Origin of the sequence: Kineococcus rubinsiae, assembly GCF_011839805.1 — a bacterium.
In the GTDB taxonomy this organism is placed as follows: Bacteria; Actinomycetota; Actinomycetes; order Actinomycetales; family Kineococcaceae; genus Kineococcus; species Kineococcus rubinsiae.
Window position 1 is genome coordinate 1 of record NZ_VWPY01000035.1, and the last position, 24,702, is coordinate 24,702.

Annotated in this window: 21 protein-coding genes and 1 rRNA gene; 6 read left to right on the forward strand and 16 right to left on the reverse strand. The window is 74.1% G+C overall.

The window, feature by feature from the left end:
- Positions 1-183: ribosomal RNA gene (locus F1544_RS15720) — 16S ribosomal RNA — on the reverse strand; the annotation flags it as partial.
- Positions 184-902: 719 nt separating this feature from the next.
- On the opposite strand from F1544_RS15720, the gene F1544_RS15725 reads away from it, so the two are divergent.
- Positions 903-3,551, forward strand: coding sequence for an MGH1-like glycoside hydrolase domain-containing protein (locus tag F1544_RS15725; RefSeq protein WP_167587058.1), 2,649 nt, complete (start codon positions 903-905; stop codon positions 3,549-3,551).
- 140 nt (positions 3,552-3,691) lie between these two features.
- A complete protein-coding gene (locus F1544_RS15730; protein WP_167587024.1) occupies positions 3,692-5,272 on the forward strand; it encodes a diguanylate cyclase in 1,581 nt (526 codons plus the stop codon).
- A gap of 27 nt (positions 5,273-5,299) precedes the next feature.
- On the opposite strand, the gene F1544_RS15735 is transcribed toward F1544_RS15730, so the two are convergent.
- From F1544_RS15735 to F1544_RS15750, 4 genes are all read right to left on the reverse strand, one after another.
- Complete coding sequence (locus F1544_RS15735; protein ID WP_167587025.1) at positions 5,300-7,267, reverse strand: M13 family metallopeptidase; 1,968 nt, start codon at positions 7,265-7,267, stop codon at positions 5,300-5,302.
- Positions 7,264-8,511, reverse strand: coding sequence for a multidrug effflux MFS transporter (locus tag F1544_RS15740; protein WP_167587026.1), 1,248 nt, complete (start codon positions 8,509-8,511; stop codon positions 7,264-7,266). Before F1544_RS15740 ends, F1544_RS15735 begins: the two co-directional genes overlap by 4 nt.
- Before the next feature lie 246 nt (positions 8,512-8,757).
- A complete protein-coding gene (locus tag F1544_RS15745; RefSeq protein WP_208971988.1) occupies positions 8,758-10,257 on the reverse strand; it encodes an amino acid permease in 1,500 nt (499 codons plus the stop codon).
- Between the two features lie 146 nt (positions 10,258-10,403).
- Positions 10,404-11,648, reverse strand: coding sequence for an MFS transporter (locus tag F1544_RS15750; RefSeq protein ID WP_167587027.1), 1,245 nt, complete (start codon positions 11,646-11,648; stop codon positions 10,404-10,406).
- Between the two features lie 173 nt (positions 11,649-11,821).
- Here F1544_RS15750 and F1544_RS15755 point away from each other — a divergent pair, with 173 nt between their 5' ends.
- Positions 11,822-12,400, forward strand: a complete 579-nt coding sequence (locus F1544_RS15755; RefSeq protein ID WP_167587028.1) for a TerD family protein — start codon at positions 11,822-11,824, stop codon at positions 12,398-12,400.
- A gap of 27 nt (positions 12,401-12,427) precedes the next feature.
- On the opposite strand, the gene F1544_RS15760 is transcribed toward F1544_RS15755, so the two are convergent.
- The 6 genes from F1544_RS15760 to F1544_RS15785 all read right to left on the reverse strand — a co-directional run bounded on the left by F1544_RS15760 (position 12,428) and on the right by F1544_RS15785 (position 16,910).
- Positions 12,428-13,147, reverse strand: coding sequence for a DsbA family oxidoreductase (locus tag F1544_RS15760; protein WP_167587029.1), 720 nt, complete (start codon positions 13,145-13,147; stop codon positions 12,428-12,430).
- 78 nt (positions 13,148-13,225) lie between these two features.
- Positions 13,226-13,531: a pilus assembly protein gene (locus F1544_RS15765; RefSeq protein ID WP_167587023.1), complete on the reverse strand. Its 306-nt coding sequence runs from the start codon at positions 13,529-13,531 to the stop codon at positions 13,226-13,228.
- A gap of 87 nt (positions 13,532-13,618) precedes the next feature.
- A complete protein-coding gene (locus F1544_RS15770; RefSeq protein ID WP_167587030.1) occupies positions 13,619-14,137 on the reverse strand; it encodes a dihydrofolate reductase in 519 nt (172 codons plus the stop codon).
- Between the two features lie 13 nt (positions 14,138-14,150).
- Positions 14,151-14,972 (reverse strand): thymidylate synthase, encoded by an 822-nt coding sequence (locus F1544_RS15775; RefSeq protein WP_167587031.1) that lies wholly within the window; start codon positions 14,970-14,972, stop codon positions 14,151-14,153.
- Positions 14,969-15,952, reverse strand: coding sequence for an HAD family hydrolase (locus F1544_RS15780; RefSeq protein ID WP_167587032.1), 984 nt, complete (start codon positions 15,950-15,952; stop codon positions 14,969-14,971). The genes F1544_RS15775 and F1544_RS15780 overlap by 4 nt, the downstream gene beginning before the upstream one ends.
- Before the next feature lie 73 nt (positions 15,953-16,025).
- Complete coding sequence (locus F1544_RS15785; protein ID WP_167587033.1) at positions 16,026-16,910, reverse strand: oxidoreductase; 885 nt, start codon at positions 16,908-16,910, stop codon at positions 16,026-16,028.
- 171 nt (positions 16,911-17,081) lie between these two features.
- On the opposite strand from F1544_RS15785, the gene F1544_RS15790 reads away from it, so the two are divergent.
- Both F1544_RS15790 and F1544_RS15795 read left to right on the forward strand, forming a co-directional pair.
- Positions 17,082-17,384 carry a DUF427 domain-containing protein gene (locus F1544_RS15790; protein ID WP_167587034.1) on the forward strand — a complete coding sequence of 101 codons (303 nt, stop codon included), beginning with the start codon at positions 17,082-17,084 and terminating at the stop codon, positions 17,382-17,384.
- A gap of 20 nt (positions 17,385-17,404) precedes the next feature.
- The gene (locus F1544_RS15795) at positions 17,405-17,851 is read left to right on the forward strand and encodes a hypothetical protein (RefSeq protein WP_208971989.1); all 447 of its coding nucleotides are present in this window, start codon (positions 17,405-17,407) and stop codon (positions 17,849-17,851) included.
- Here the strand turns inward: F1544_RS15795 and F1544_RS25885 are convergent.
- Positions 17,782-19,854: a PP2C family protein-serine/threonine phosphatase gene (locus F1544_RS25885; protein WP_167587035.1), complete on the reverse strand. Its 2,073-nt coding sequence runs from the start codon at positions 19,852-19,854 to the stop codon at positions 17,782-17,784. The two genes, F1544_RS15795 and F1544_RS25885, sit on opposite strands and share 70 nt — an antisense overlap.
- 144 nt (positions 19,855-19,998) lie before the next feature.
- On the opposite strand from F1544_RS25885, the gene F1544_RS15805 reads away from it, so the two are divergent.
- Positions 19,999-21,039: an LLM class flavin-dependent oxidoreductase gene (locus F1544_RS15805; protein WP_167587036.1), complete on the forward strand. Its 1,041-nt coding sequence runs from the start codon at positions 19,999-20,001 to the stop codon at positions 21,037-21,039.
- A gap of 54 nt (positions 21,040-21,093) precedes the next feature.
- On the opposite strand, the gene F1544_RS15810 is transcribed toward F1544_RS15805, so the two are convergent.
- From F1544_RS15810 to F1544_RS15825, 4 genes are all read right to left on the reverse strand, one after another.
- On the reverse strand, positions 21,094-21,441 hold the full coding sequence (locus F1544_RS15810) for a DUF3618 domain-containing protein (protein WP_167587037.1): 348 nt from the start codon (positions 21,439-21,441) through the stop codon (positions 21,094-21,096).
- Positions 21,438-21,911 (reverse strand): phage holin family protein, encoded by a 474-nt coding sequence (locus F1544_RS15815; RefSeq protein WP_167587038.1) that lies wholly within the window; start codon positions 21,909-21,911, stop codon positions 21,438-21,440. The genes F1544_RS15810 and F1544_RS15815 overlap by 4 nt, the downstream gene beginning before the upstream one ends.
- Positions 21,912-21,961: 50 nt before the next feature.
- Positions 21,962-23,587 carry an L-glutamate gamma-semialdehyde dehydrogenase gene (gene pruA, locus F1544_RS15820; protein WP_167587039.1) on the reverse strand — a complete coding sequence of 542 codons (1,626 nt, stop codon included), beginning with the start codon at positions 23,585-23,587 and terminating at the stop codon, positions 21,962-21,964.
- 80 nt (positions 23,588-23,667) lie between these two features.
- Entirely contained in the window at positions 23,668-24,594 is a 927-nt protein-coding gene (locus F1544_RS15825; protein WP_167587040.1) for a proline dehydrogenase family protein, read from the reverse strand.
- Positions 24,595-24,702: the final 108 nt, after the last annotated feature.

The following is a 24,702-nucleotide window of genomic DNA, read 5'->3' on the forward strand; positions in this document are numbered from 1 at the left end:
ATCGTGGGTCGTATCCAGTATTAGCCACCGTTTCCGATGGTTATCCCAGAGCCAGGGGCAGGTTGCTCACGTGTTACTCACCCGTTCGCCACTGATCCACCCCGAAGGGCTTCACCGTTCGACTTGCATGTGTTAAGCACGCCGCCAGCGTTCGTCCTGAGCCAGGATCAAACTCTCCGTTGAAAAATCATTAGAGAACCATTTCACCCGGCATCATAACCTCACCAGCCCACTGACGAACCAGGGAAGGCACAACACCAAAGGAATCCTCAACACCCAGCCACCTGGCCCCACACAACGCAGGACCAGACCACCAGATGCCCAGGGTTAACAAATTGGCATCAACACTTGGCACACTGTTGAGTTCTCAAGAACCGGACGACCACTGTTCGACCACCGTGAAGCAGTATCTTCAGCGCCTTTCCCAGTCTAGACCAGAATCTCTCCCGGCCTCACCACCCGGTTTCCCGAGCGGCTTGCTGCAATCTTAGACCAGATTCTCACCCGGCCCGACCACCCGGTTTCCCGAGTGGTTCCTGCTGATCGCGGGACGATGCTCTCACATTCCCGCTCCGGCCTGAACCACGACCGGTCCTGCATTCTTCCCAGGCCCGGCACGAGGCCAGACCTCACCCCTTCGACGTTCCTCGGGATGATCACCTCGGTGGGCTGTCCGACCTCCGACCCGAAGGTCCGGCGGCCGCCCCAGCACGTTGGGCAACGAGGAAGAACACTACGCGTCCGGGGGCGACGGTGCAAGTCCGGTCCCGGAGCAGCTCCACCACGCCACGCCACGCGCTCCTGGTGATGCCTGGGACGGGTGTTGGCAGGATGGGCGGGTGAGCCAGCCGAGCGGGAGCCAGCACGACGGATCCGAGCACCTCAGTCCCGAGCACGCCCGCATGGCCGAGTCCCCCGGGCCCGACGGGCCCTGGCGCCTCTGGGGTCCCTACGTCGCCGGCCGTCAGTGGGGCACGGTGCGCGAGGACTACTCCGCCGACGGGGACGCGTGGTCCTCCTTCCCCTTCGACCAGGCGCGGGCCCGCACCTACCGCTGGGGCGAGGACGGCCTCGGCGGGATCTGCGACCGCTTCGGCTTCCTCAACCTCGGCGTGGCCCTGTGGAACCGCAAGGACCCCTTCCTCAAGGAGCGCCTCTTCGGCCTCACCAACGGCGAGGGCAACCACGGCGAGGACGCCAAGGAGTACTGGTGGGCCCTGGACGGGACGCCGTCGCACAGCTGGATGCAGTGGCTCTACCGCTACCCGCAGGCCGAGTTCCCCTACGCGCAGCTGCGGGAGGAGAACGCCGGGCGCGGGCGCGACGAGCGCGAGTACGAGCTCGGCGACACGGGCGTCCTGGACGAGAACCGCTTCTTCGACGTCACGGTCACCTACGCCAAGGCCTCCCCCGACGACCTGTGCCTGACCATCACGGCGACCAACCACGGCCCCGACGCGGCACCGCTGGACCTCGTCCCGCAGATCTGGTTCCGCAACACCTGGTCCTGGGGGCTCGACAAGCGGCGCGGGACCATGGACCAGGTCCTGCCGCCCACCCTCACCGTGGGGGGGCTGGAGGCCGTCGAGTGCGAGCACGGCCACCTGGGCCGCTACTACGTCACGGCCGAGGGCAGCCCCGAGGTGCTCTTCTGCGAGAACGAGACGAACGCCGTCGAGCTCTTCGGCGCCGAGCGCAACCTCACGACCTACACCAAGGACGGGATCGACCGGCGGATCGTGCAGGGCGACCGCAAGGCCGTCAACCCCGCGCGCCAGGGCACCAAGGCGGCCTTCTGGTACCGCTTCGACGAGGTCCTGCCCGGCGAGACCATCACGGTCAACCTGCGCATGTCCCGCAACCCCCCGAGCCTGGACACCTTCGGCCGGGGCTTCGCCGCCGTGATGCGCGACCGCCGCCACGAGGCCGACCGCTTCTACGAGCACGTCATCCATCCCGACCTGGACCCGGAGGACCGCCACGTCGCCCGGCGCGCCTACGCCGGCCTGCTGTGGACCAAGCAGCTGTACCGCTTCGACGTCCGGCAGTGGCTGGACGGGGACCCGGCGGGTGAGCCCCTGCCCGACTCCCGGCGCGGGCGGGGCAGCCGCAACTCCGGCTGGCGGCACCTGGCGCTGGCCGACGTCGTGTCCATGCCGGACGAGTGGGAGTACCCCTGGTTCGCGGCCTGGGACACGGCCTTCCACACCCTCCCCCTGGCGCACGTGGACCCGGAGTTCGCCAAGGAGCAGCTCGTCCTCATGTGCCGCGAGTGGTCGATGCACCCCAACGGGCAGCTGCCGGCCTACGAGTGGGCCTTCGGCGACGTCAACCCGCCCGTGCACGCCTGGGCCGCCTGGCACGTCTACCGCCTCGACGGCTACCGCGACCAGGGCTTCCTCGTGCGGGTCTTCACCAAGCTGCTGCTGAACTTCTCGTGGTGGGTCAACCGCAAGGACTCCAGCGGGTCCAACCTCTTCGAGGGCGGCTTCCTCGGGATGGACAACATCGGCCTGTTCGACCGCTCCGCCAAGCTGCCGCCCGGCTACCGGCTGGAGCAGTCCGACGCCACGAGCTGGATGGCCTTCTACTGCCAGCAGATGTTCAAGATCGCCCTGGAGCTCTCGCGCCACGACCCGGCGTGGGAGGACGCGGCGACCAAGTTCCTCGAGCACTTCCTGTCCATCGCGCAGGCCATGAACCAGTTCGGGTCGCAGGACGTGTCGCTGTGGGACGAGGAGGACGGCTTCTTCTACGACGTCCTGCTGCACCCCGACGGCACCCCGGAGCCCATGCGGGTGCCGTCGATGGTCGGGCTGCTGCCCATCCTCGGGGCGACCGACGTGCCCGGCTGGATCGCCGAGGAGTGCCCCGACCTCACGTCGCGGCTGCGCTGGCTGCAGCGGCGGCGCCCGGACCTCACCTCGCCGCTGCTGACCAACTCCGGCCCCGGCGGGCGCCGCATGCTGCTCTCGCTGCTCGACCAGGACCGCCTGGTGCGCATCCTCGAGCGCATGTTCGACAGCGAGCAGTTCCTGTCGACCTACGGCATCCGCTCGCTGTCGGCCGCCGTGAAGGACGAGATCACCACGTCGGTCAGCGGGCAGAGCTCGTCCATCACCTACGAGCCCGGCGAGTCCCGCACGGGGCTCTTCGGCGGCAACTCCAACTGGCGCGGGCCCATCTGGTTCCCCGTCAACGTGCTGCTGGCGGACAAGCTGCGCACCTACGGGCGCTTCTTCGGCGACTCCCTCACCCTGGAGGTCCCGAAGGGCTCCGGCACGCGGATCACCCTCGTCGAGGCGGCCGACCTCGTCGACAACAGCCTCGTGTCCCTGTTCCGGCCCGTCGACGGCCGGCGCCCGGCGGACGGCCAGCGCATCGAGGCCTCCGACGACCCGCTGTGGTCGCAGCACCCGTCGTTCAACGAGTACTTCGACGGCGACACCGGCGAGGGCCTCGGCGCGACCCACCAGACCGGCTGGACCGCGCTCGTCGCGCACCTCCTGCACCCCCGCCTGCCCCCGGGACCGCCGACCCGCCCCCGCTGACGGGTCGTCCCGGCCGCGCCGGCGTCCGGACGGTGGCGCGGACCACCCGGACGGCGTCTCAGGCCGGGAGCCGCGCCGGTCGATGACCCGGACGACGCGCCCGTCGGGGACGGGCGCCCGGGGAGAGGACGGTCGGGCGGATGCCGGGGCTCGCCGTGCTCGTCGCCGTCGCGTCGGCGGTCACCGCCGTCACGGCGGTGCTGTGCTGGCGACGGCGCACGGGCGCCCCCGCGGCCGGGCCGCTCGTCGCCGGCCTGGCGTCGGTGACCCTCTGGGGCGCGAGCGTCGCCGTCGCCCACGCGGGCGTCCCGCTGCGCGTCCAGGCCCTGCTGGTGCTGCCGCAGTTCGCCGGCGTGGCCGCGACCGTGGTGGCCATCCGGCGCTTCGCCGACGTCGTCACGCGGGGCGGGGTGCCGCGGTGGCGGCGCCTGCTGCTCGTCGAGCCCGCGCTCCTGATGGTCGTCCTCGCGCTCGACCCCTGGCTGCACGTCTTCCACGCGACCGTCTCCGCGACGGGCGACCCGCCGACGCGCACGACCACGGCCGGCTGGGCGTTCTGGGTGCACTCCGCCTACAGCTACCTCGTCATCGCCTCCGGGGGGCTGGCGCTGGTGCGGGCCCGGCGCCGGGCGACCGGGCAGGCCCGCCGCCAGCTGACGACCATGCTCGTGGCCCTCGGCGCCCCCGTCGCCTGCAACGTCGCCGTCAACGCGCTGCCGCCGGTCTGGTTCCCCGTCGACCTCACGCCCGTGAGCTTCGCCGTGACCGGCCTGCTGTTCAGCTGGGCCGTCCTGCGCCAGGACCTGCTGCGGCTCCTGCCCGTGGCCCGCAGCCTCGTCGTGGACACCATCGAGGACGCCGTCCTCGTCATCGACCGCACCGACCGGCTCGTGGACCTCAACCCGGCCGCGGCCGCGCTGCTGCCGCTGCTCGCCGGCCTGCCCGCCGCCGACGCCGTGGGCCGCGACCTCGTGGACTTCGGCGGGCCGGTGCTCGCCGCGGCGGTCGGGGACCCCGCGGGCGCCGCCGTCGTCGAGGTCGCCGCCGGCGTCAGCCTCGACGTGCGCACCCGCCCCATCCACGACCGGCGCGGGCAACGCCTCGGCCGGCTCGTCGTGGCGCGCGACGTCAGCGCGCAGCTCGCCCAGCAGCGGGCGCTGGAGCGCGCCAACGACCAGCTGCACGCGCACGTCGCCACCATCGACCGCCTGCGCGCCGACCTCGCCGAAGAGGCCACGCGCGACCCGCTGACGGGGCTGCGCAACCGGCGGCGCTTCTCCGAGGACCTCAGCGGCGCGCTCGAGCGGGCCCGGCCCGAGGGGCGGCCGACGGCCGTGGTGCTCCTGGACGTCGACCACTTCAAGCGCATCAACGACACCCACGGGCACGCCGTGGGCGACCGCGTCCTCATCGCCGTCGCGGAGGCCCTGCGCCGCACCGCGCGCTACGACGACGTCGTCCGCTACGGCGGGGAGGAGTTCGTCGTCGTCCTGCCCGACCACGACGCGACGGCCGCGGCCGCGCGCGCCGAGCAGCTGCGCGCGGCGTGCGCAGAGCTCCAGCTCGTCGCCGCGGGGGTGCGGCTGCGCGTCACCCTCAGCGCCGGCGTGGCCGCCAGCCCCGAGCACGGCAGCACCCCCGACGACCTGCTGCTCACCGCCGACCGGGCCCTCTACGCGGCGAAGGAGGCCGGCCGGGACCGGGTGGGGCGGCCCGGCTGAGCCGCCCCCAACCCCGTCAGGCGCGCATCACCAGATGCGGACGCGGTCCGCCTCGTCGAGCCAGAGCCCGTCGCCGGGCTGGACGCCGAACGCCTCGTGGAACTCCTCGAGGTTGCGCACGACGGCGTTGCAGCGGAACTCCGGCGGGGAGTGCGGGTCGATCGCGAGCCGGCGGGCGACCTCGGCCGGGCGCACCTTGCCGCACCACACCCGGGCCCACCCGACGAAGAGCCGCTGCGGGCCCGTCAGGCCGTCCACGACCGGCGCCTCGGCCCCGGCCAGGGAGATGGCGTAGGCCTTGTGCGCGATGGTCAGGCCGCCCAGGTCGCCGATGTTCTCGCCCACGGTCAGGGCGCCGTTGACGTGCTGGCCCGGGGTCTCGGGCGGCTCGAGCGCGTCGTACTGCGCGACGAGCGCCGCGGTCCGCTGGCCGAACTCCTCGCGGTCGGCGTCGGTCCACCAGTCGCGGAGGTTGCCGAGGCCGTCGTACTTGGCGCCCTGGTCGTCGAAGCCGTGACCGATCTCGTGGCCGATGACCGCCCCGATGCCGCCGTAGTTCGCGGCGTCGTCGGCGTCGAGGTCGAAGAACGGGGGCCGCAGGATCGCCGCCGGGAAGACGATCTCGTTCATCCCCGGGTTGTAGTAGGCGTTCACCGTCTGCGGCGTCATGAACCACTCGGAGCGGTCCACGGGCGCGCCCAGCTTGGCGAGCTCGCGGTCCACCTCGAAGGCGAACGCGCGGCGGACGTTGCCCAGCAGGTCCTCGCGGTCGACCTCGAGCGCGGAGTAGTCGCGCCACGTGTCCGGGTGGCCGATCTTCGGCGTGAACTGGGACAGCTTCTCCAGCGCCCGGTCCTTCGTCTCCCGCGTCATCCAGTCCAGCGCCTCGATGTCCTGGCGGTAGGCCTCGACCAGGTTGGCGACGAGCTCCTCCATGCGGGCCTTCGCGGCCGGCGGGAAGTGCCGCTCGACGTACAGCTCGCCCAGCGCCTCGCCGAGGTTGCCCTCGACGAGCCCGACGCCGCGCTTCCACCGCTCGCGCAGCTGCGGCGCGCCGGTCAGCGTCGTGCCGTAGAACGCGAAGTTGGCGTCGACGAAGGCGGCCGGCAGGAAGGGCGCGGCCTGGTGCAGGACCCGCCACGCGAGCCACTCGCGCCACGTGCCGACGTCGGTGCCCGTGAGCACCGCGGCCGCGCCCTGCAGGTAGCTGGGCTGGCGCACGACGACCTCGGCGAAGGCGGACGCGGGCAGCCGGGCCTCGTCCAGCCAGGCCGCGAGGTCGACGCCCGGCAGCAGGTCCTGCAGCCCGGCGCGGTCGACCTTGTTGTAGGTGAGGTTCGCGTCGCGGTTGCGCACGCGGTCCCAGTGGTGGCTCGCGAGCGTCGTCTCCAGCGCCAGGACGCGCTCCGCGCTGCCCGCCGGGTCCGGGCGGCCGCCCAGCTCCAGGACCGTCGCGACGTGCGCCTGGTACGCGGCGCGGATCTCCGCGTACTGCTCCTCGCGGTAGTACGACTCGTCGGGCAGGCCGAGGCCCGACTGCGTCACGTAGACGACGTAGTTCTCCGAGGCGCCCGCGTCGGTGTCGACCCAGTAGGCGAACGGCCCGCCGACGCCCGAGCGCTCGAAGGCGCCGAGCCGGCGCACGAGCCCGTCCACGTCGGTGACCGCGTCGACCGCCGCGAGCTCCGAGGCCAGCGGCGAGACGCCCAGCGCCTCGATGCGCTCGGTGTCCATGAAGCTGGCGAACAGGTCGCCGATCTTGCGCTGGACGGTGCCCGGCGCCGCGTCGGCGGCGGCGGACTCCTCGACGATGGCGCGCGACTGGGCCTCGGCCTCGTCGCGCAGCCGGATGAAGGCGCCGTCGACCGCGCGGTCGTCGGGGATCTCGGTGGTCGCCAGCCAGTGCCCGTTCACGTGCCGGAACAGGTCGTCCTGGGGGCGGACGGTCTCGTCGAAGCCCGTCGCGGGGGGTCGCTGGTCCGGAGTCGAGCTCATGCTCGGAGCCTACGACCTGAGCGGTGCGCGGCCACGGCCAGCAGCAGGCCGTTGCCCACCGTGGCGCCCACCATGACGACGGCCATCGCCGTGGCGTCGCCGCCGGCCACCGCGGTCAGCGTGCTGACGAGGCCACCGACGCCGGACTGCAGCGCGCTGACCAGGGCCGCGGCGGAGCCGGCGCTGGCCCCGTGCGGCTCCAGGGCGAGCGTGACCGCGTTGGGCGTGACCAGGCCGCTGCTGCCGAGCAGCAACCACAGCGGGACGACGAGAGCCACCAGGGAGTGCACGTCGCTGAGCACCACCCACAGCAGCGCGGCGGCGAACACCAGCGACAGCAGCACGCCCGTGCGCAGGAGGGCCTGCGAGCCGAAGCGCTCGACCAGCGCCGCGTTCAGCTGCGACCCTCCGACCAGGGCGGTGCCGTTGACGGCGAACAGCAGCGCGAACTGCCCGGAGGTGAGGTCGAAGCCCTCCCTGAAGACGAACGGGGACACCGAGACGTAGCTGAGGATCAGCGCCATGGTCAGGCCCGGCACGACCGCGAGCCCGAGGAAGCGGACGTCGCGCAGCAGCGGGAGGTACGCGGCGAAGGCCCGCCCCACGCGAGCGGCCGGTGACGCGGCCGGCCGACCGGCGGCGGCGGTGGGCTGCGGCCGGGTCTCCGGCAGCCGGCGCCACACGGCGACGAAGACCGCCAGGCCCGCGACGACGAGCAGGGCCAGCACGACCCGCCACCCCCACAGCCCCGCGAGCGCACCGCCGACCGTCGGCGCGAACAGGGGCGCGACGCCGATGACGAGGACGAGGCGGGACATCAGCTTGGCCGCGACCGGGCCGACGAAGAGGTCGCGGACGACGGCCATGCCGATGACGGACCCGGCCGAGGCCCCGACACCCGCGAGGACGCGGAACAGCGTCAGCGCCTCGAGGCTCTGCGCCGTGCTGCACAGCAGGCAGGCCACGACGTAGACCGAGAAGCCGACGAGCGCGGGCCGGCGCCGGCCGAACGCGTCGCTCAGCGGGCCGACCAGGAGCTGGCCGAAGCCCGCCCCGACCAGGACGCCCGTGATGGTGACCTGCGCCTGCGCGGCCGTGGTCCCGAGGTCGGTGGCCACCTGGGGCAGCGAGGGCAGGTAGAGGTCGATGGTGACGGCGAACAGCGCGGCCATGGAGCCCAGGAGGACGACGAGTCCGACCGTGGAGCGGCGTGCGGCGGCGACGGGGGTGGAGACAGCAGTCATGCGGGAGGGGGTCCTCGGGGGCCTCGACAGGGTGCTCCACGCGCCGTCGGGTGGAGCGGGGCGGCGGGACGCCGTCCGTCACCTCCGACAGTAGGGCCCGCCGGGCGCCCGGGCCCTGTTCCGGAGCGTCGCGGCGCCGAACCGGTTCAGCGGCCCGCCTCGCAGGATCGGCGTGGAACCGTCCGGGAACGACGACAGCCGGGCACCCCCGCGGGGGTGCCCGGCCGTCGGGCGCGGAGGCGACCGTCAGTCGCGGCGGGGCCGGTCGGCCTTGACCGGGAACTCGCCGGTGTAGCCCATCCGCTCCTCGGCCGCGGCGAGGACGCGCTTGCGCACGGAGAACCAGCCGACGACGAGCAGCGGGATGATGACGACGAGCGAGAGGACCGTGGGCCGGCTGTCCTCGTCGTAGGCCATGATCGCGAGCACGGCCACGAGGAACGCCAGCACGAGGTAGCCCGTGTACGGGGCGCCGAACAGCCGGTAGGACGGGCGGTCGACGATCCCCTTCTTCGACCAGCTGTGCAGCCGCAGCTGGCACAGCACGATCGTGCCCCAGCTGGCGATGATGCCGAGCGCCGAGGCGTTCAGGACGATCTCGAACGCCTTGCCCGGGGCAACGGCGTTCAGGACGACGCCGAGGACGGCGATGGCGCCGGTGATGAGGATGCCGCCGAAGGGCACGCCGCCCTTGTTGAGCTTGGCCGTGAACTTCGGGGCGGAGCCGTTCATGGCCATCGAGCGGACGATGCGGCCGGTGGAGTACAGGCCGGCGTTCAGGCTCGACAGCGCCGACGTGAGCACGACGAAGTTCATGATGTCGCCCGCGCCGGGGACGCCGATCTTCGAGAAGAACGTCACGAAGGGGCTCTCGTCGGCGGAGTAGGCCGTGTAGGGCAGCAGGAGCCCGAGCAGGATCAGCGAACCGCAGTAGAAGACGACGATGCGGACGATGACGGTGTTGATCGCCCGCGGCATGATCTTCCCGGGGTTCTCGGTCTCCCCCGCGGCGGTGCCGACGAGCTCCACGGCCGCGTAGGCGAAGACCACGCCGGAGATGACGACGATGAGCGGGACGGCGCCCGTCGGGAACCAGCCGCCCGCGTCGGAGACGACCGACAGGCCGGTCGTCTGGCCCTCGATCGGGAAGCGCCCGGCCAGGAACACGATGCCGATGACGAGGAAGGCGGTCAGCGCGACGACCTTGATGAGCGCGAACCAGAACTCCATCTCGCCGAAGATCTTGACGCTGACGAGGTTGAGGGACAGGACGACGACCAGGGCGATGAGGGCCAGCAGCCACTGCGGGGCCGAGGAGAACGTCTGCCAGTAGTGCATGTAGGTCGCGATGGCGGTGATGTCGACGATCGCGGTCATCGCCCAGTTGAAGAAGTACATCCAGCCGGCCACGAAGGCGGCCTTCTCGCCGTAGAACTCGCGGGCGTAGGAGACGAAGGACCCCGACGACGGCCGGTGCAGGACGAGCTCACCCAGCGCGCGGAGCATGAGGAAGACGAAGAAGCCGCAGATCCCGTAGACGATGAACAGCCCGGGACCCGCCGTCGCCAGCCGGCCGCCGGCGCCGAGGAAGAGCCCGGTGCCGATGGCGCCGCCGATGGCGATCATCTGGAGCTGGCGGTTCTTGAGGCCCTTGTGCAGGCCCCCGTCCTCGTGGGAGAAGTCCTGCTGTCCCTGGTTCTTGACGAGGGCGGGGGAGCCCCCCGAGTTGCGGTCGGCCGTGGCCATGGGCGCTGTTCCCTCCACCTGACGGGCTGTGCGGACCGGCACAGCAGAGCAGGTGCACGTTCCGTTGTCATGCTCGACACGTTTCGGGCACGTGACCGCCGCCTCTCAGCCCCCCGTCCGGGGGCCACGACGTCGCGGCGCGACCCTCAGGCGCCGGGCAGCGGCGGCAGCCCCGGCTCCCCGCCGCGCACCCGCTGCGCCCGGGCGCTGCGCGCCGCCCGCCCCGCGAGGACGAGGCCGAGGACGCCGAGCACCACGACCAGCGCGGAGTACCCGTCGGTGGCGCGCTCGAGGCCGGTGGTGGGGGCGAGCAGGCCCGCGACGACGGCCGGGACGCCGAAGGCCAGGTAGCTGAGCACGTAGACGGCCGACAGGACGCCCGCCCGCCCGGCCGCGGGGGCGGTGGCCAGGACGGTCCGCAGCGCGCCCTGGAAGCCGGCGCCGAAGCCGACCCCGGACAGCGCGGCCCCCAGGAAGAACCCGGCCGTCGAGCGCTGCTCGAGCGCCACGACCAGCAGCAGCGGCCCCACCACGAAGGCCGCCGAGCCGAGGGCCACGACGCGGGCCGCGTCGGCGTGCCGGCTGAGGACGCCGACGAGCGCCCCCACCCCGGCCACCGAGGCGACGACGAGCCCGCCGACGAGGTGGTCGCCGCGGCCGAGGACCTGCGCGGCCAGCGACGGTCCGAGGGAGAGGTACAGGCCCCCCAGCGCCCAGCTGCCGACGAAGGCCGGGGCGGCGTGCAGCAGCGCGGGGCGGGTGGCGGCCGGCACCGCGACCGTCGGGCGCAGCGAGGCGAGGGCGCCCGGCACGCGCTCGGCGGTCGAGGGCAGGAACCACAGCGCCGCGGCGCACAGCAGCAGCAGGGCCGCGAAGACCACGTAGACCAGGCGCGTCGGGGCCGGGGCGAACTGCACGAGCAGGCCCGAGCCGAGGGCGCCGAGGGTGAGGCCGACCGGCGGGGCCGCCCCGTTGACGAGCTGCGCCAGCTGGCGGCCGGGGCGCTGCAGGTCGAGCAGGGCGGCACCCAGCGAGCCGATCGCCGCCCCGGTGCTCACGCCCTGCAGCGCGCGCGCCGCGAGCAGCCAGCCCACCGAGTCGGCCCGGGTGAACAGGACCGTGGCCGCCACCACCCCGAGCACGCCCGCGAGCGCCACGGGACGGCGGCCGAGGTGGTCCGACAGCGAGCCGGCCGTGAGGAGGGTGAGGAGCAGGGTCGCCGCGTAGACGGCGAAGACGAGGGTGACCGCGGTCGGGCCGAGCCCCCAGCGGTCCTCGTAGACGGGGAACAGGGGTGACGGCGCGGCCGAGGCGGCGAGCAGCACCGTCAGCGTCGCGGCGACGGCCCAGAAGCCGGTGGCGGGGGGCAGGCGGACGGGCCGGGTGCTCACGGTGCTCCTCGCGGGGTGCGGTGACGGTTCGCCCGTGCAACCACCCGCCGGTCGGTGATCATCCCGGCCGCCCCCCGCCGGCCGGGTCCGGCCACCCCCGAGGCGCCGTCCAGCCGCGTCGGCTAGCTTCGGCTCGGGGCGCCGGCCGCGGCGCGCGGGAGGAGCACGGAACCATGGGCGTCACGCTGGCCAAGGGCGGCAACGTCTCCCTGTCGAAGGTCGCACCGAACCTCGTGCGGGCCCACGTGGGCCTCGGGTGGGACGCCCGGACCACGACGGGGCTCGACTTCGACCTCGACGCGAGCGCGCTGCTCCTGGGCGCGAACGGCAAGGTCCTCTCCGACGCGCACTTCGTCTTCTACAACAACCTCGACAGCCCCGACGGCTCGGTGCACCACACGGGCGACAACCGCACGGGCGCGGGCGAGGGCGACGACGAGGTCATCGACATCGACCTCTCCGTCGTGCCGGCCGAGTGCCAGAAGGTCGTCTTCGCCGTCTCGATCCACGACGCGCAGGCGCGGCGGCAGAGCTTCGGGCAGGTGGCGGGCGCGTTCATCCGGCTCGTCGACCAAGCCGACGAGAGCGAGGTCGTGCGCTACGACCTGAGCGAGGACGCCTCGACCGAGACGGCCATGGTCTTCGGCGAGGTGTACCGCTACAGCGGCGAGTGGAAGTTCCGGGCCGTCGGCCAGGGCTACGCCGACGGGCTGCGCGGGATCGCCACGGACTTCGGCGTCGACGTCGACTGAGGGCCGCCCGGGTCGGACGGCCGGGCGTCAGATCGCGCAGCCGTCCGGGCCGCACGCGTCGGCGTCGACGCCGGCCGGCGTCAGCACGACGGGGGTCCGCTCGGACCAGGCCTGCTCCAGCACGGCGAGGAACTGCTCGGCGGGCTGCGCGCCCGCGACGCCGTAGCGGCGGTCCACGACGAAGAACGGCACCCCGCGGGCACCGAGGGCCGCCGCCTCGGCGATGTCCGCGCGAACCTCGGCCAGGTAGCGGTCGCCCGCGAGGACGGTCCGCGCCTCGTCCGCGTCGAGCCCGGCCTCGGCGCCGAGCCGGACGAGGGTGTCCCGGTCGCCCAGGGCCTCGCCTTCGGTGAAGTTCCCCCGCAGCAGCCGCTCCTTCACGGCGCCCTGCACGCCGCGGTCGGCGGCCAGGTGCAGGAGGCGGTGGGCGTCGACGGTGTTCGCCGCGACCTGCAGCTCGGGGTGGAAGTCCAGGCCCTCGGCCGCGGCCGTCGCGGTCATGTCGTCCACCAGGCGGGTCGCCTCGGCGAGCGGCATGCCGAACTTGGCCGCGAGGGAGCGCGCGTGGCCGTCACCCGGGCCGTCGGCCCTGCCGGGCGCGGAGACGGTCGTGGGGTCGAGCTGGAAGGAGCGCCAGCGGACCTCGACCGCGTCGCGGTGCTCGAAGCGGCTCAGCGCGGCCTCGAAGCGGCGCTTGCCGACGTAGCACCACGGGCACACGACGTCGGACCAGACCTCGACCAGCACAGCGCTCTCCCCACCCCGACGGACGTTCCACGGGCGCCAACGTCCGCGCCCGCGTGATCCATCCCGGGGAGGGGGCGGTCAGTTCCCGCCGCCGCCTCCACCGCCGGAGTCGCCCCCGGCGGACCCGCCGGAGTCGCCGCCCCAGCCACCGCCCCAGCCGCCCCCGTCGTGGCCCGCGGAGTGGCCGTGGGAGTGGGAGTGGCCGCCGAAGCCGCCGTGGTGCGGCACGGAGCCGTCCGTGAGGTCGACGCCGTCGCCGAGGTCGGCGCCGGACCACGCGGAGCCCGTCGAGGAGTGGCGCTCACCGGGCCGCGAGCGCCCGGCGACGCGGCCGACGAGGGCCGCCACCGCGACGATGACCAGGAGGGAGAGGACGAGAGTCACGACGTGCTCCTCGCTGCCGGGGCCGGAGGACGGCCCGATGAGCGAGCGTCGCACACGGGCCCGCGCGCCGCGAGGGTTTCGCGGCTGTCAGCGGACGGACGAGCCTCGGCGGACGTGCGTGGCGCTGCGGACGTACGTGGAGATGCGGAACCGGGCCCCCGTGCGGGAGGTCCGCCAGCCCTCGGCGGGGTCGCGGTGGTCCAGGGCCCAGCCGTCGCCCCGGTCGGGGGCCGTGACGTCGCCGGGGAAGGCGTCGGCGAGCTCGGTGACCACGAGGCGGTCGGCGTGCGGCAGGGCCGCCCGGTACACCTCGCCGCCGCCGATGACCCAGACGTCGCCGGAGCCCGCGAGCGCCGCCGCCAGGTCGTGCACGACCTCGGCGCCGGGCGCCTCGTAGTCCGCGCGGCGGGTCAGCACCACGTTGCGGCGCTCGGCGAGGGGCCGGAAGCGCGGGGGCAGGGACTCCCACGTCGCGCGGCCCATGACCACGGTGGAGCCCGACGTGAGGGCCTTGAAGTGCGCCGTGTCCTCGGGGATGCGCCAGGGCAGCGCGCCGTCGGCGCCGATGACCCCGTTGGCCGCCTCGGCCCAGACCAGGCCGATCACCGCGGGCTCCCGCTCAGACCGCCACCGGCGCCTTGATCGAGGGGTGGTGCCGGTAGTCCACGACCTCGAAGTCCTCGTAGGTGTGCTCGAACAGCGAGGCCGCCGGGCGCACCCGCAGGGTCGGGAACGGGTACGGGGTGCGGGTCAGCTGCTCGCGGACCTGCTCGACGTGGTTGTCGTAGACGTGGCAGTCCCCGCCCGTCCAGACGAAGTCGCCCGGCTCCAGCCCGACCTGCTGCGCGACGAGCACGGTGAGCAGGGCGTAGCTGGCGATGTTGAACGGCACGCCGAGGAAGAGGTCCGCGGAGCGCTGGTAGAGCTGGCAGGAGAGCCGGCCGTCGGCGACGTGGAACTGGAACAGCGCGTGGCACGGGGCCAGGGCCATCGAGGGCACCTCGGCGACGTTCCAGGCCGAGACGACCATGCGGCGGGAGTCCGGGTCGGTGCGCAGCGTCTCGAGGACCTGGGCGATCTGGTCGATCGAGCCGCCGCCCGGGGTCGGCCACGAGCGCCACTGCACGCCGTAGACGGGGCCCAGCTCGCCGTCGGCGTCGGCCCACTCGTCCCAGATGGTCACGCCGCGCTCGCGCAGCCAGCCGACGTTGGACTCCCCGCGCAGGAACCACAGCAGCTCCTGGGCGATCGAGCGGAAGTGCACCCGCTTGGTCGTGACGAGCGGGAAGCCCTTCGAGAGGTCGAAGCGCATCTGGTGGCCGAAGACGCTGCGCGTGCCCGTCCCCGTGCGGTCCGACTTCGGCGTCCCGTGCTCCAGGACGTGGCGCAGCAGGTCCTCGTACTGGGTGTCGACGTGCTGGGTGTCGGTCTGATCGCTCACGCGGCGCTCCCTCGCTCGGCCGCGAGGCTACCCGGGGCCGCCTGCGGCAGGTGGTCGTCGAAGCCCGCGTCGTCGGCGGCCTCGCCGCGCACCACGGCGACGAGCCGGGTGAGCCACGCGGCGCCGGCCACGTCGTTCGTGCTGCGCTGGGCGGCGAGCACCGGGTACGGCGTCGCCGGGACGCCGTCGACCGGGCGGACGTCGACGTGCGCCACCTCCAGGCCCTGCGCGTGCAGCCAGTCGGCCATCGCGTAGTCCGTGCGCGAGTCGCCCACCGTGCGCCACGCCAGCGGCATCGGCCCGTCGGTCGCGAGGAGCTCCAGCGCGCGCTCGGCGCCCCGGTCCTTGCCCAGCAGGACCGACTCGACGTCGGTGGAGATGATCGTCGGGTCCACGCGGTAGTCGACGCGGCCCGCGGCGTCGGGGCGGACTTCGTCCAGCCAGCGGGCTCCGAGGCCGAGGACCCCGAAGGCCTCGAGGGCGTCGGCGTCGAAGGCGTGCCGCTGCTCCAGGTACTGCCCGGCCGTGACGTCGAGGCGCTGCTCGACGGAGACCATGGCGCGCTTGGTGCGGTCGAAGAACATCGTGGCGCAGTAGCGCTCGTCGACGAGCCGCTCGACCGCCTGGCCGTAGGCGGCGGGCACGGCCAGGCTCTCGTCGACGCTGACCTCGCCCATCCCGGCCGCCGTGATCGAGAACCACACGGCGCCCTTCTCGCACACGGCGTGGACGCGGGCTCCGGGCGGGAAGCCGGCGGCCAGCAGGGGCTCCACCACCTCCAGGCGCAGGAACGCGTCGGAGCGGCCGGTGTTGAAGACGATCGGGACGCCCGCCGACGCCAGCGCCAGGAGGCCCTCGAGGACGCCCGGCTCGCTGATGGAGCGGGTGACGGGGCTCGCGATCGGGCCGTCGACGTCGAGGAGGAGGCCGAAGGGCGGCCGGGCGGGGCCGGCGGCGGGGTCGGCGACGGGTGCGCTCACGGCCCCATCCTCCCGGATCCCCGGCCGTGCCCGGCGCACCGGCGACGCGTCGGGGCCGCGCGCGGGGCGGGCGTCAGAGCGGCCAGGCCGTGCCGGTCAGCTCCTCCGACAGCGTCCACAGGCGCTTCGCCAGGCTCGTGTCGCTGGCGTCGCGGCTGCGCCCGACCAGCGTCGGCGCACCCCGCATCTCGCCCACGCCCCCCGGCCCCGCGTAGCTGCCGCCGGGGAGGTCCTGCGTCGCCGCGAACAGCGTGGGCAGCGCCCCGTCGTCGGCGCTCTGGGCGAAGACCGCGTTGGCGGCGCGCCCGGCCAGCACGGCGGCCCGGTTCTCCGACCGGGTCTGCAGCCCCGTCGAGGCCCAGCCCGGGTGGGCCGCGAGCGCCCGCACGCCCGAGCCGGCCGCCGTGAGCCGGCGCTGCAGCTCCAGGGTGAAGAGCAGGTTGGCGAGCTTCGACTGCCCGTAGGCGGCGACGCGCTGGTAGCGGCGGCGCTCCCAGTTCAGGTCGGCCAGGTCCACGCGCCCGGCCCGGTGGGCGGAGGAGGACACCGCGACGACCCGGTCGGTGACGTGCGGCAGCAGGAGCTGCGTCAGCGCGAAGGCGCCGAGGTGGTTGGTGCCGATCTGCTGCTCGAAGCCGTCGGCCGTGCGCCCCAGCGGGACCATCATCACGCCGGCGTTGTTGACCAGGACGTCCAGCGGGCCCTCCCAGCCGGCCGCGAAGGCACGCACCGACGCGAGGTCCGCGAGGTCCACGACCCGGACCTCGGTGTCGCCCGGCATCGTCGCGGCGGCGGCGCGGCCGCGGTCGGCGTTACGCACCGCGAGGACCACCCGGGCGCCCGCCCCGGCCAGGGCGCGCGCGGCGGAGCGGCCGATGCCGCTGCTCGCTCCCGTCACCACCACGGTCCGCCCGTGCTGGTCCGGCAGGTCGTCGACGCTGAACCCGGGGGTCGCCACGAGGGCACCCTAGGCACGGGCCCCACCCCGTCCGCCACCGCCCGGGGTGGCGCCCGGACGGTGGCCCGGGTGGTGGCCCGGGTGGTGGCCCGGTTCCCCGTGCGGCGGGCGGGATCCGGCATAGCCTGACGGCGCCGGACGACCGCGTCCGGTCCGGTCGAGGAGGACGCGTTGAAGGCACTGCTGAACGGGGTCGTGGTCGCCGAGGCGGCCGACGAGGACGTCATCCGCATCGAGGGCAACCCCTACTTCCCGCCGTCGTCGCTGACCGAGGGCGTCTTCACCGAGAGCCGGACGCCGTACACGTGCCCCTGGAAGGGACCGGCGCAGTACTTCGACGTCACGACGGCCGAGGGCTCGGCGCCCGACGGCGCGTGGAGCTACCCGGACCTGAAGCCGTCTGCGGTCGAGCGCGTCGGGCGCGACTTCACGGGCTACGTGGCGTTCAGCCCGGCGGTCACCGTCACGCCGTGAGTCGCTGAGGGGTGGTCGCGGTGGTGGACGTGCGGACGGTGGCGCGGTGGGCGTGGATCGTCGCGCGCGCCGGGCGGAACCTGCCCGCCACGACCCTGGCGGTCGCCTGGGCCCGGGCGCACGGGGCGACGTTCGTCCTGGGCCCGGACCTGTTCGTGGAGTGCTCCGGAATGCGGCCCGGCTCCTACGCGCGCGGCGGCACCACGATCGGCAACGCGTGGCTGCACGGCGGGCTCGGGGGGCCGGAGCGCCGCCGCCACGAGCTCCGCCACGCCGACCAGTACGCCCTGCTGGGCACCACGGCCTTCACGGCCCTGTACGGCCTGAACGCCCTGGTGACGCGCAACCGGCCCTACCGCAACGTCTTCGAGCGGTGGGCCGGGCTCGCCGACGGCGGCTACGCGCCGGCGGGCCCCACCACGGGCCGCACGCGCAGGGCGAGCAGGGCCACGTCGTCGTCGGTGTGACCGTCGACGAGGGCCAGCAGCGCGTCGCAGACCTCGTCGGGCGTCAGGTCCCCCATGCCCGTCGTCGCCTCGACGAGCCACTGCAGGCCCTCCTCCACCGACTCGCCGCGGCGCTCGACGAGCCCGTCGGTGTAGAGCACGACGATCGCGCCCGGCGGCAGGCCGTGCACGTGGTCGGCGCGCGGGAAGTCCGCCTCCAGGCCCAGCAGCAGGTCCGGCTCGGTCGTCAGCAGGTGCGCCTGCCCGCCCGCGACGACCAGGGGCGGGGGGTGCCCGGCGTTGGTCCAGCGCATCCGCCAGGTCTGGGTGCCCTCGATGCGTTCGACGGTGGCCAGCACGGCCGTCGCGAGCGCGCCCACGCCCAGGTCCCGCATGGCCCGGTCCAGCGACGTCAGCGCTGAGGCCGGCGACACCTCGAGGCTGTAGCCGATGCCCCGCAGCAGGTTGCGGACCTGGCCCATGGCCGCGGCGGCCTCCTGGTCGTGGCCGGTCACGTCGCCGATGGCCACGCAGGTCGCGCCGGCGGAGGTCAGGAACGCGTCGTACCAGTCGCCGCCCACCTGGGCGTGCTCGGCCGCGGGCAGGTAGCGGACGGCGATCTGCAGCTCCTCCGGCTGCGGCGCAGCCGTCAGCAGGCTGCGCTGCAGCGTCTCCGCGAGCGAGCGGACGGCCTCGGCGGCCTGCCGCTCGGCGCGGGAGGCGCGGATGCGGTCCAGCGCCTGCGCCGTGGAGGCCGCGAGCACCTGGAGGAGGTCGCGGTCCTCGGCGGGGAAGTCCCGCGCCCGGCGCCAGGACACCCCGAGCGCGCCGGTGACGGTGTCGGCCGTGCGCAGCGGCAGGACCGCGACGCTGCCGCCGGAGGGCACGTCCTCGTAGGACGCGGCCCCGCGCAGGGCGCGCGCGACGGCATCGCCGACCTGGTCGAGGTCGTGGCCGAACAGGCGCAGGCGCCGCTCCAGCCCCTCCTCGTCGGGCACCAGCAGGCCCAGCGCCACGGCGTCGCTGTGCAGCAGCGCCGCGGTCTCGCGCGTGAGGACGTCCAGCACCCCAGCCTCGTCGGCCGCGTCGGGCAGGGCCTGCGCGACGTCGACCAGGCTGCGCAGCCGCGCGGCCTGCACCTCCTGCAGGTCGGCGCGGCGGCGCTCCGCCTCGTAGGAGGCGGCCACCGACAGGGCGTTGCCGAGGGCGGCCGCGACGAGGCGGAGGAACTCCAGGTACGTGCCGTCCGGCGCCAGGTGCTCCGAGAGCGCGACCGTGAGCACGCCCGAAGCCCCGGGGTGCGCGCCCGGCAGGCGCAGCCAGGCGAGGCGGCCGTCGGGGGTGTCGCCGACGAGGACCTCGTGGGTGCCGAGCGTGGCCAGCGGCCCGGGCAGGTGCTCCCCGCCGTCGGCGCCCGGCAGCCGCACGTCGACGGCAGGCAGGTCCAGCGGGGCCGTGAGGAGGACTTCGACGGCCCGGGCCGGGAGGTCGGCCGAGTTCTCGAGGTCGCTCGTCAGCTCGCCGAGACGGGCCAGCAGCTCCAGCCGACGCCGGTCGACGACCTGGCGGGTCGTCTCGTCGACGATGTCGAGGACGCCGCGGATGACCCCGTCGTCGTCGGTCAGGGGGGAGAAGGAGAACGTCCAGTAGGTCTCCTCCGCGAAGCCGTGGCGGTCCAGGAGGAGCAGCTGGTCCTCCGACCACGTCGCCCCCGTACCCGCCACGACGCCGTCGAAGAGGGGACCGAGGTCGTCCCAGGCCTCGGGGAAGACGTCTGCCGCGCGACGGCCCAGGGCCGGGTGCTTGGCCCCGATGAGCGGAGCGTAGGCCTCGTTGTAGAGCATCACGTGCTCGGGGCCCCAGGTGATGAGCACCGCGAAGCGGGTGGTGAGCGCGAGGCGCAGCGCCCGGCGCAGGGCGGTGGGCCAGCCCTGCGGATCGCCCAGCGAGGTCGAGACCCAGTCGACGGCCTGGTAGGCCTCCCGCAGAGAGCCTGCGCCGTCGAAGGGGGAGGATCCAGGCACCGGAGGAATCTACGGGGTTTCCGGCCGCGACCGCTCTGCGGCGCGAGGCGCGCGAGACTCCCGCGGCGCGGGAAGAGGCCCCCGGACCGGGTGGTTGAGAGTTCATGCAGACGCCGCCGGGGCGTCGCTGAGAGGGTGGACGACGTGGAGATCGGGATCAGCTCGTTCGCGGAGACGACCGCGGACCCCCGCACGGGTGAGGTCATGCCCCACCCCCAGCGGCTGCGCGAGGTCGTCGAGGAGATCGTCCTCGCCGACCAGGTCGGCCTGGACGTCTACGGCCTGGGCGAGCACCACCGCCCGGACTACGCGTCCTCCTCCCCCGCCGTCGTGCTGGCGGCCGCGGCGACCCGCACCGAGCGGATCCGCCTCACGAGCGCGGTGACGGTGCTGTCCTCGGCCGACCCCGTCCGGGTCTTCCAGGACTTCGCGACGCTCGACGGGCTCTCGGGCGGGCGGGCGGAGATCATCGCCGGCCGCGGGTCGTTCATCGAGTCGTTCCCGCTGTTCGGCCAGGACCTCGACGACTACGACGAGCTGTACGCGGAGAACCTCGAGCTGCTGCTCGCCGTGCGCGCCTCGGAGAAGGTCACCTGGCGCGGCGGGCACCGCCCGGCGATCGTCGACCGCGGCGTGTACCCGCGCCCCGTGCAGGACCCGCTGCCCGTGTGGATCGGCGTCGGCGGCAACCCCGCCTCCGTCGTGCGCGCCGGGACGCTCGGCCTGCCGCTGGCGGTCGCCATCATCGGCGGGCGGCCCGAGCAGTTCGCGCCGCTGGTCGAGCTGTACCGCGAGACCGGGCGCGCGGCCGGGCACGACGAGTCCGTGCTGCGGGTGGCCACGCACTCGCACGGCTTCGTCGCCGACACGACGCAGCGCGCCGTCGAGGTGAACTTCCCGCCCATGCAGGTCGCGATGAACGCCATCGGCGCCGACCGGGGCTGGCACCGCTACAGCCGCACCAGCTACGAGGCCGCGCGCAGCCCCCGCGGGGCGCTGCTCGTCGGCTCGCCGCAGGAGGTGGCGGAGAAGGTCCTGCGCCAGCGCGCCGACCTCGGCATCGACCGGTTCATGCTCCACGTCAGCGTGGGGACGATGCCGCACCGCGACGTTCTGCACGCCATCGAGCTCCTCGGCACCGAGGTGGCGCCGATCGTGCGCGCGGAGGCCGCGGCGCACGTCTGACCGGTGCCTCCGTGATCATGCAGGTACTACCTGCATGATCACGGAGGGGTGGGGTCAGTCCTTCTTGCGCAGGACCAGCCAGACCGCCACGGTCGTGACCGCGACGACGGCCACGAGGAGCGCGGTGTTCTGCTGCTTCGGCGAACCGGGGGCCTTGTCGCTGGCCTCCTGGTAGCGGCCGAAGGCCTGCGCCTTGAGCTCCTGGGCGGAGTCGAGCGCCTGGTCCTTCTTCTCGCTGACGGCGACCTTGAGGTCGTCGACCTTGTGCTGCGCCTGCGCCTTGACGTCGGCCTTGGCGGCCAGCGCGTCGGCCGTGGCCGCGAGGCGCTCGCGGGTCTCGATGATGTCCGCGACGAGGGCGTCGCGGTCGCCGGGGGGCGGGGTGCCGGGGGGAACGCTCATCGCTTGAGACCCTCTTTGACGGTGGCGGCGTCGGTCTTCAGACCGTCGATCGACGCCTGGGGCAGCGGCGGGGTGGCCTGGTCGAGCTCCTTCTTGCCGACCAGCGCGGCGACGCCGGCCAGGACGAGCAGGACGACCGCGACGATCAGCGCCGCGAGCCACCCGTCGACGGCGTGGGACAGGGCGAGGACCGCCGTGGCCACGAGGGAGCCGAGGGCGAAGAAGGCCAGCAGCCCGGCGGCGGAGAACGCCCCGAGGCTGAAGCCCGCCTTCTTGCCCTTGGCCTTGAGGTCGAGCTGCGCGACGGCGACCTCGTCGCGCACGAGGCGCGACATCTGCTGGGTGAGGTCGCTGACCAGCTGGCCGACCGTGGCGTCGGACGGGGCCGCGGGGGCGGACCCGCCGGCTGACTCGTCGCGGTGGACGCTGAGCCGGTGGGCCCCGGTGGTGGAGCTCGTCGGTGGGGACATGCTCCCTGTGTACCGCGCCGCCCCGCCTCCCGACACCCGAGACGAGGGCCTCACCCCATGTGCGGGTAGCCGTGCTCGGTCGCCGGCACGAACGTCTCCTTGACCGCGCGGGGGCTCGTCCAGCGCTGCAGGTTCAGGATCGAGCCGGCCTTGTCGTTGGTGCCCGAGGCCCGCGAACCCCCGAAGGGCTGCTGCCCGACGACCGCACCGGTGGGCCGGTCGTTGACGTAGAAGTTCCCCGCCGCGAAGCGCAGCGCGGTGGACGCCTGCGCGACCGCGGCGCGGTCGGTGGCGATGACGGCGCCGGTCAGGCCGTACGGCGACCCCGCGTCGACGAGGCCCAGCACGTCCTCCCACGCGTCGTCCTCGTAGACGTGCACGCCGAGCAGCGGCCCGAAGTACTCCTCCCGGAACACCTCGTCCGCCGGGTCCTCGCCGAGGACGACCGTGGGGCGCACGAAGAACCCCTCGCTGTCGTCGTACGTGCCGCCCGCGGCCACGGTCAGGCCCGCGGTCGCGTGCGCCCGGTCGATCGCCGCGGCGTTCTTGGCGAAGGCCCGCCGGTCGATGACGGCGCCGCCGAAGTTCCGCAGGTCGCTGACGTCGCCGAACTCCAGGCCGTCCACGTCGGCGAGGAACTCCTCGCCCATGCGCGCCCACACCGAGCGGGGGACGAACGCGCGCGAGGCCGCCGAGCACTTCTGCCCCTGGTACTCGAACGCGCCGCGGAGCATCGCGGTGCTCAGCACGGCCGGGTCGGCCGAGGGGTGGGCCAGGACGAAGTCCTTGCCGCCGGTCTCACCGACGAGCCGCGGGTAGGTGCGGTAGGAGGAGATGTTCTGCCCCACCGTCCGCCACAGGTGCTGGAACGTCGCGGTCGAGCCCGTGAAGTGGATCCCCGCCAGGCGCGGGTCGGCGAGCAGGACGTCGGAGACGTCGCGGCCGTCACCCGTCAGCAGGTTGATGACGCCGGGCGGCAGGCCCGCGGCCTCGAGCAGGCGCATGGTCCAGTGCGCCGAGAGCGTCTGCGTCGGGCTGGGCTTCCAGACGACCGTGTTGCCCATGAGCGCCGGGGCCGTCGGCAGGTTCCCCGCGATCGCGGTGAAGTTGAACGGCGTGATGGCGTACACGAAACCCTCGAGCGGGCGGTGGTCGAGGCGGTTCCACACCCCCGGCGAGCTGATCGGCTGCTCGGCGACCAGGCGCCGGCCGAACTCCACGTTGAAGCGCCAGAAGTCGACGAGCTCGCACGGGGCGTCGATCTCCGCCTGCTGCGCGGTCTTCGACTGCCCCAGCATGGTCGCCGCGGCGATCCGCTCGCGCCACGGGCCGGCCAGCAGGTCGGCCGCGCGCAGGAACACCGCGGCCCGCTCGTCGTAGGACATCGCGGCCCACGCGGGGGCGGCGGCCGTGGCGGCGTCGGCCGCGGCCTGCGCCTCGGCGCGGGTGGCCGTGCCGAACGTCCCGAGGACGCTCGCGTGCCGGTGCGGCTGCACGACGTCGACGCGCTCCCCGCCGCCGAGCGTCTGCACGCCCCCGATGGTCTGCGTGAGCTCGACCGGGTTCGCGGCCTGCTCGGTCAGCTGCTCGGTGAGCCGCTTGCGCTCCGGGCTGCCCGGCGCGTAGGAGTGGACGGGTTCGTTGTAGGCGGCGGGCACCTGGGTCACGGACTGCACGGCGGCCTCCTCGGCTCGGGGTGGGAGTTCGGGGTTCGGAGTTCTCGGGTTTCGGAGCTGGGGTCCCGGAGTTCCAGGGACTAGCGGGTGACCAGGGAGCGGGCGAAGAACGCGAGGTTCGCGGGCCGCTCGGCCAGGCGCCGGGAGAAGTAGCCGTACCAGTCGGTGCCGTAGGGCACGTAGACGCGGACGGTGTGCCCGGCGGCGGCGAGGCGCTGCTGCTCGGTTGTCCGGATGCCGAAGAGCATCTGGAACTCCATCGAGTCGGGCGTGCGGCCGAGGCTCTGCGCGAGGTCCTGCGCGATCTGCACCATGCGCAGGTCGTGCGTGGCGACCATCGGGTAGCCCGCGCCCCCGAGCAGCACCTTCAGGCACCGCACGTAGGCCTTGTCGACGTCGGCCTTCGCGGCGTGCGCCACCGACGGGGGTTCGGCGTAGGCGCCCTTGACGAGGCGGATCCGGGAGCCGGCGACGGCCAGGTCGCGCGCGTCGCCCTCGGTGCGCAGCAGCGCGGACTGCAGCACGGCCCCGACGCGCGGGAACTCCGCCCGCAGCTCCCGCAGCGTGGTGAGCGTCGCGTCGACCGTCGTGTGGTCCTCCATGTCGAGGGTGACGTCGACGCCCAGGCCGGTGGCGTGCGCGACGAGCTCCCGGGCACGCTCGGTGGCGCGGGCGGGCCCGTCGGCGCCCAGCGCCTGGCCGAGGGCGGACAGCTTCACGGAGACCTCGCCGCCCGCCGCGAGCCCGTCGGCGGCGAGCCGGTCGAGCAGCTGCCCGTAGCCCGCGAGGGTCTGCCCGGCCTGGGCGTCGTCGGTGATGTCCTCGCCGAGCCGGTCGAGGGTGACGCGCAGCCCCTGCCCGGCGAGCGCCCGCACGGCGGCGAGCGCCTGGTCGACGTCCTCGCCCGCCACGAAGCGGTCCACGACCCCGCGGCTGAGGCTGCTGCGGGTCACGGCCGCCCGCACGGCGGTGTTGCCGGCCACTCCCAGGAGCACCTGTCCGAACACGTCGACCTCCTCCGTCGGGGTGCGCCCCGGTGGAGGCGCTGGCACGACGCTAGGCCTGCCGGGGCGCCGGCGACAGGGACAGACGTCACGATCCGGCCGCACCTCGTC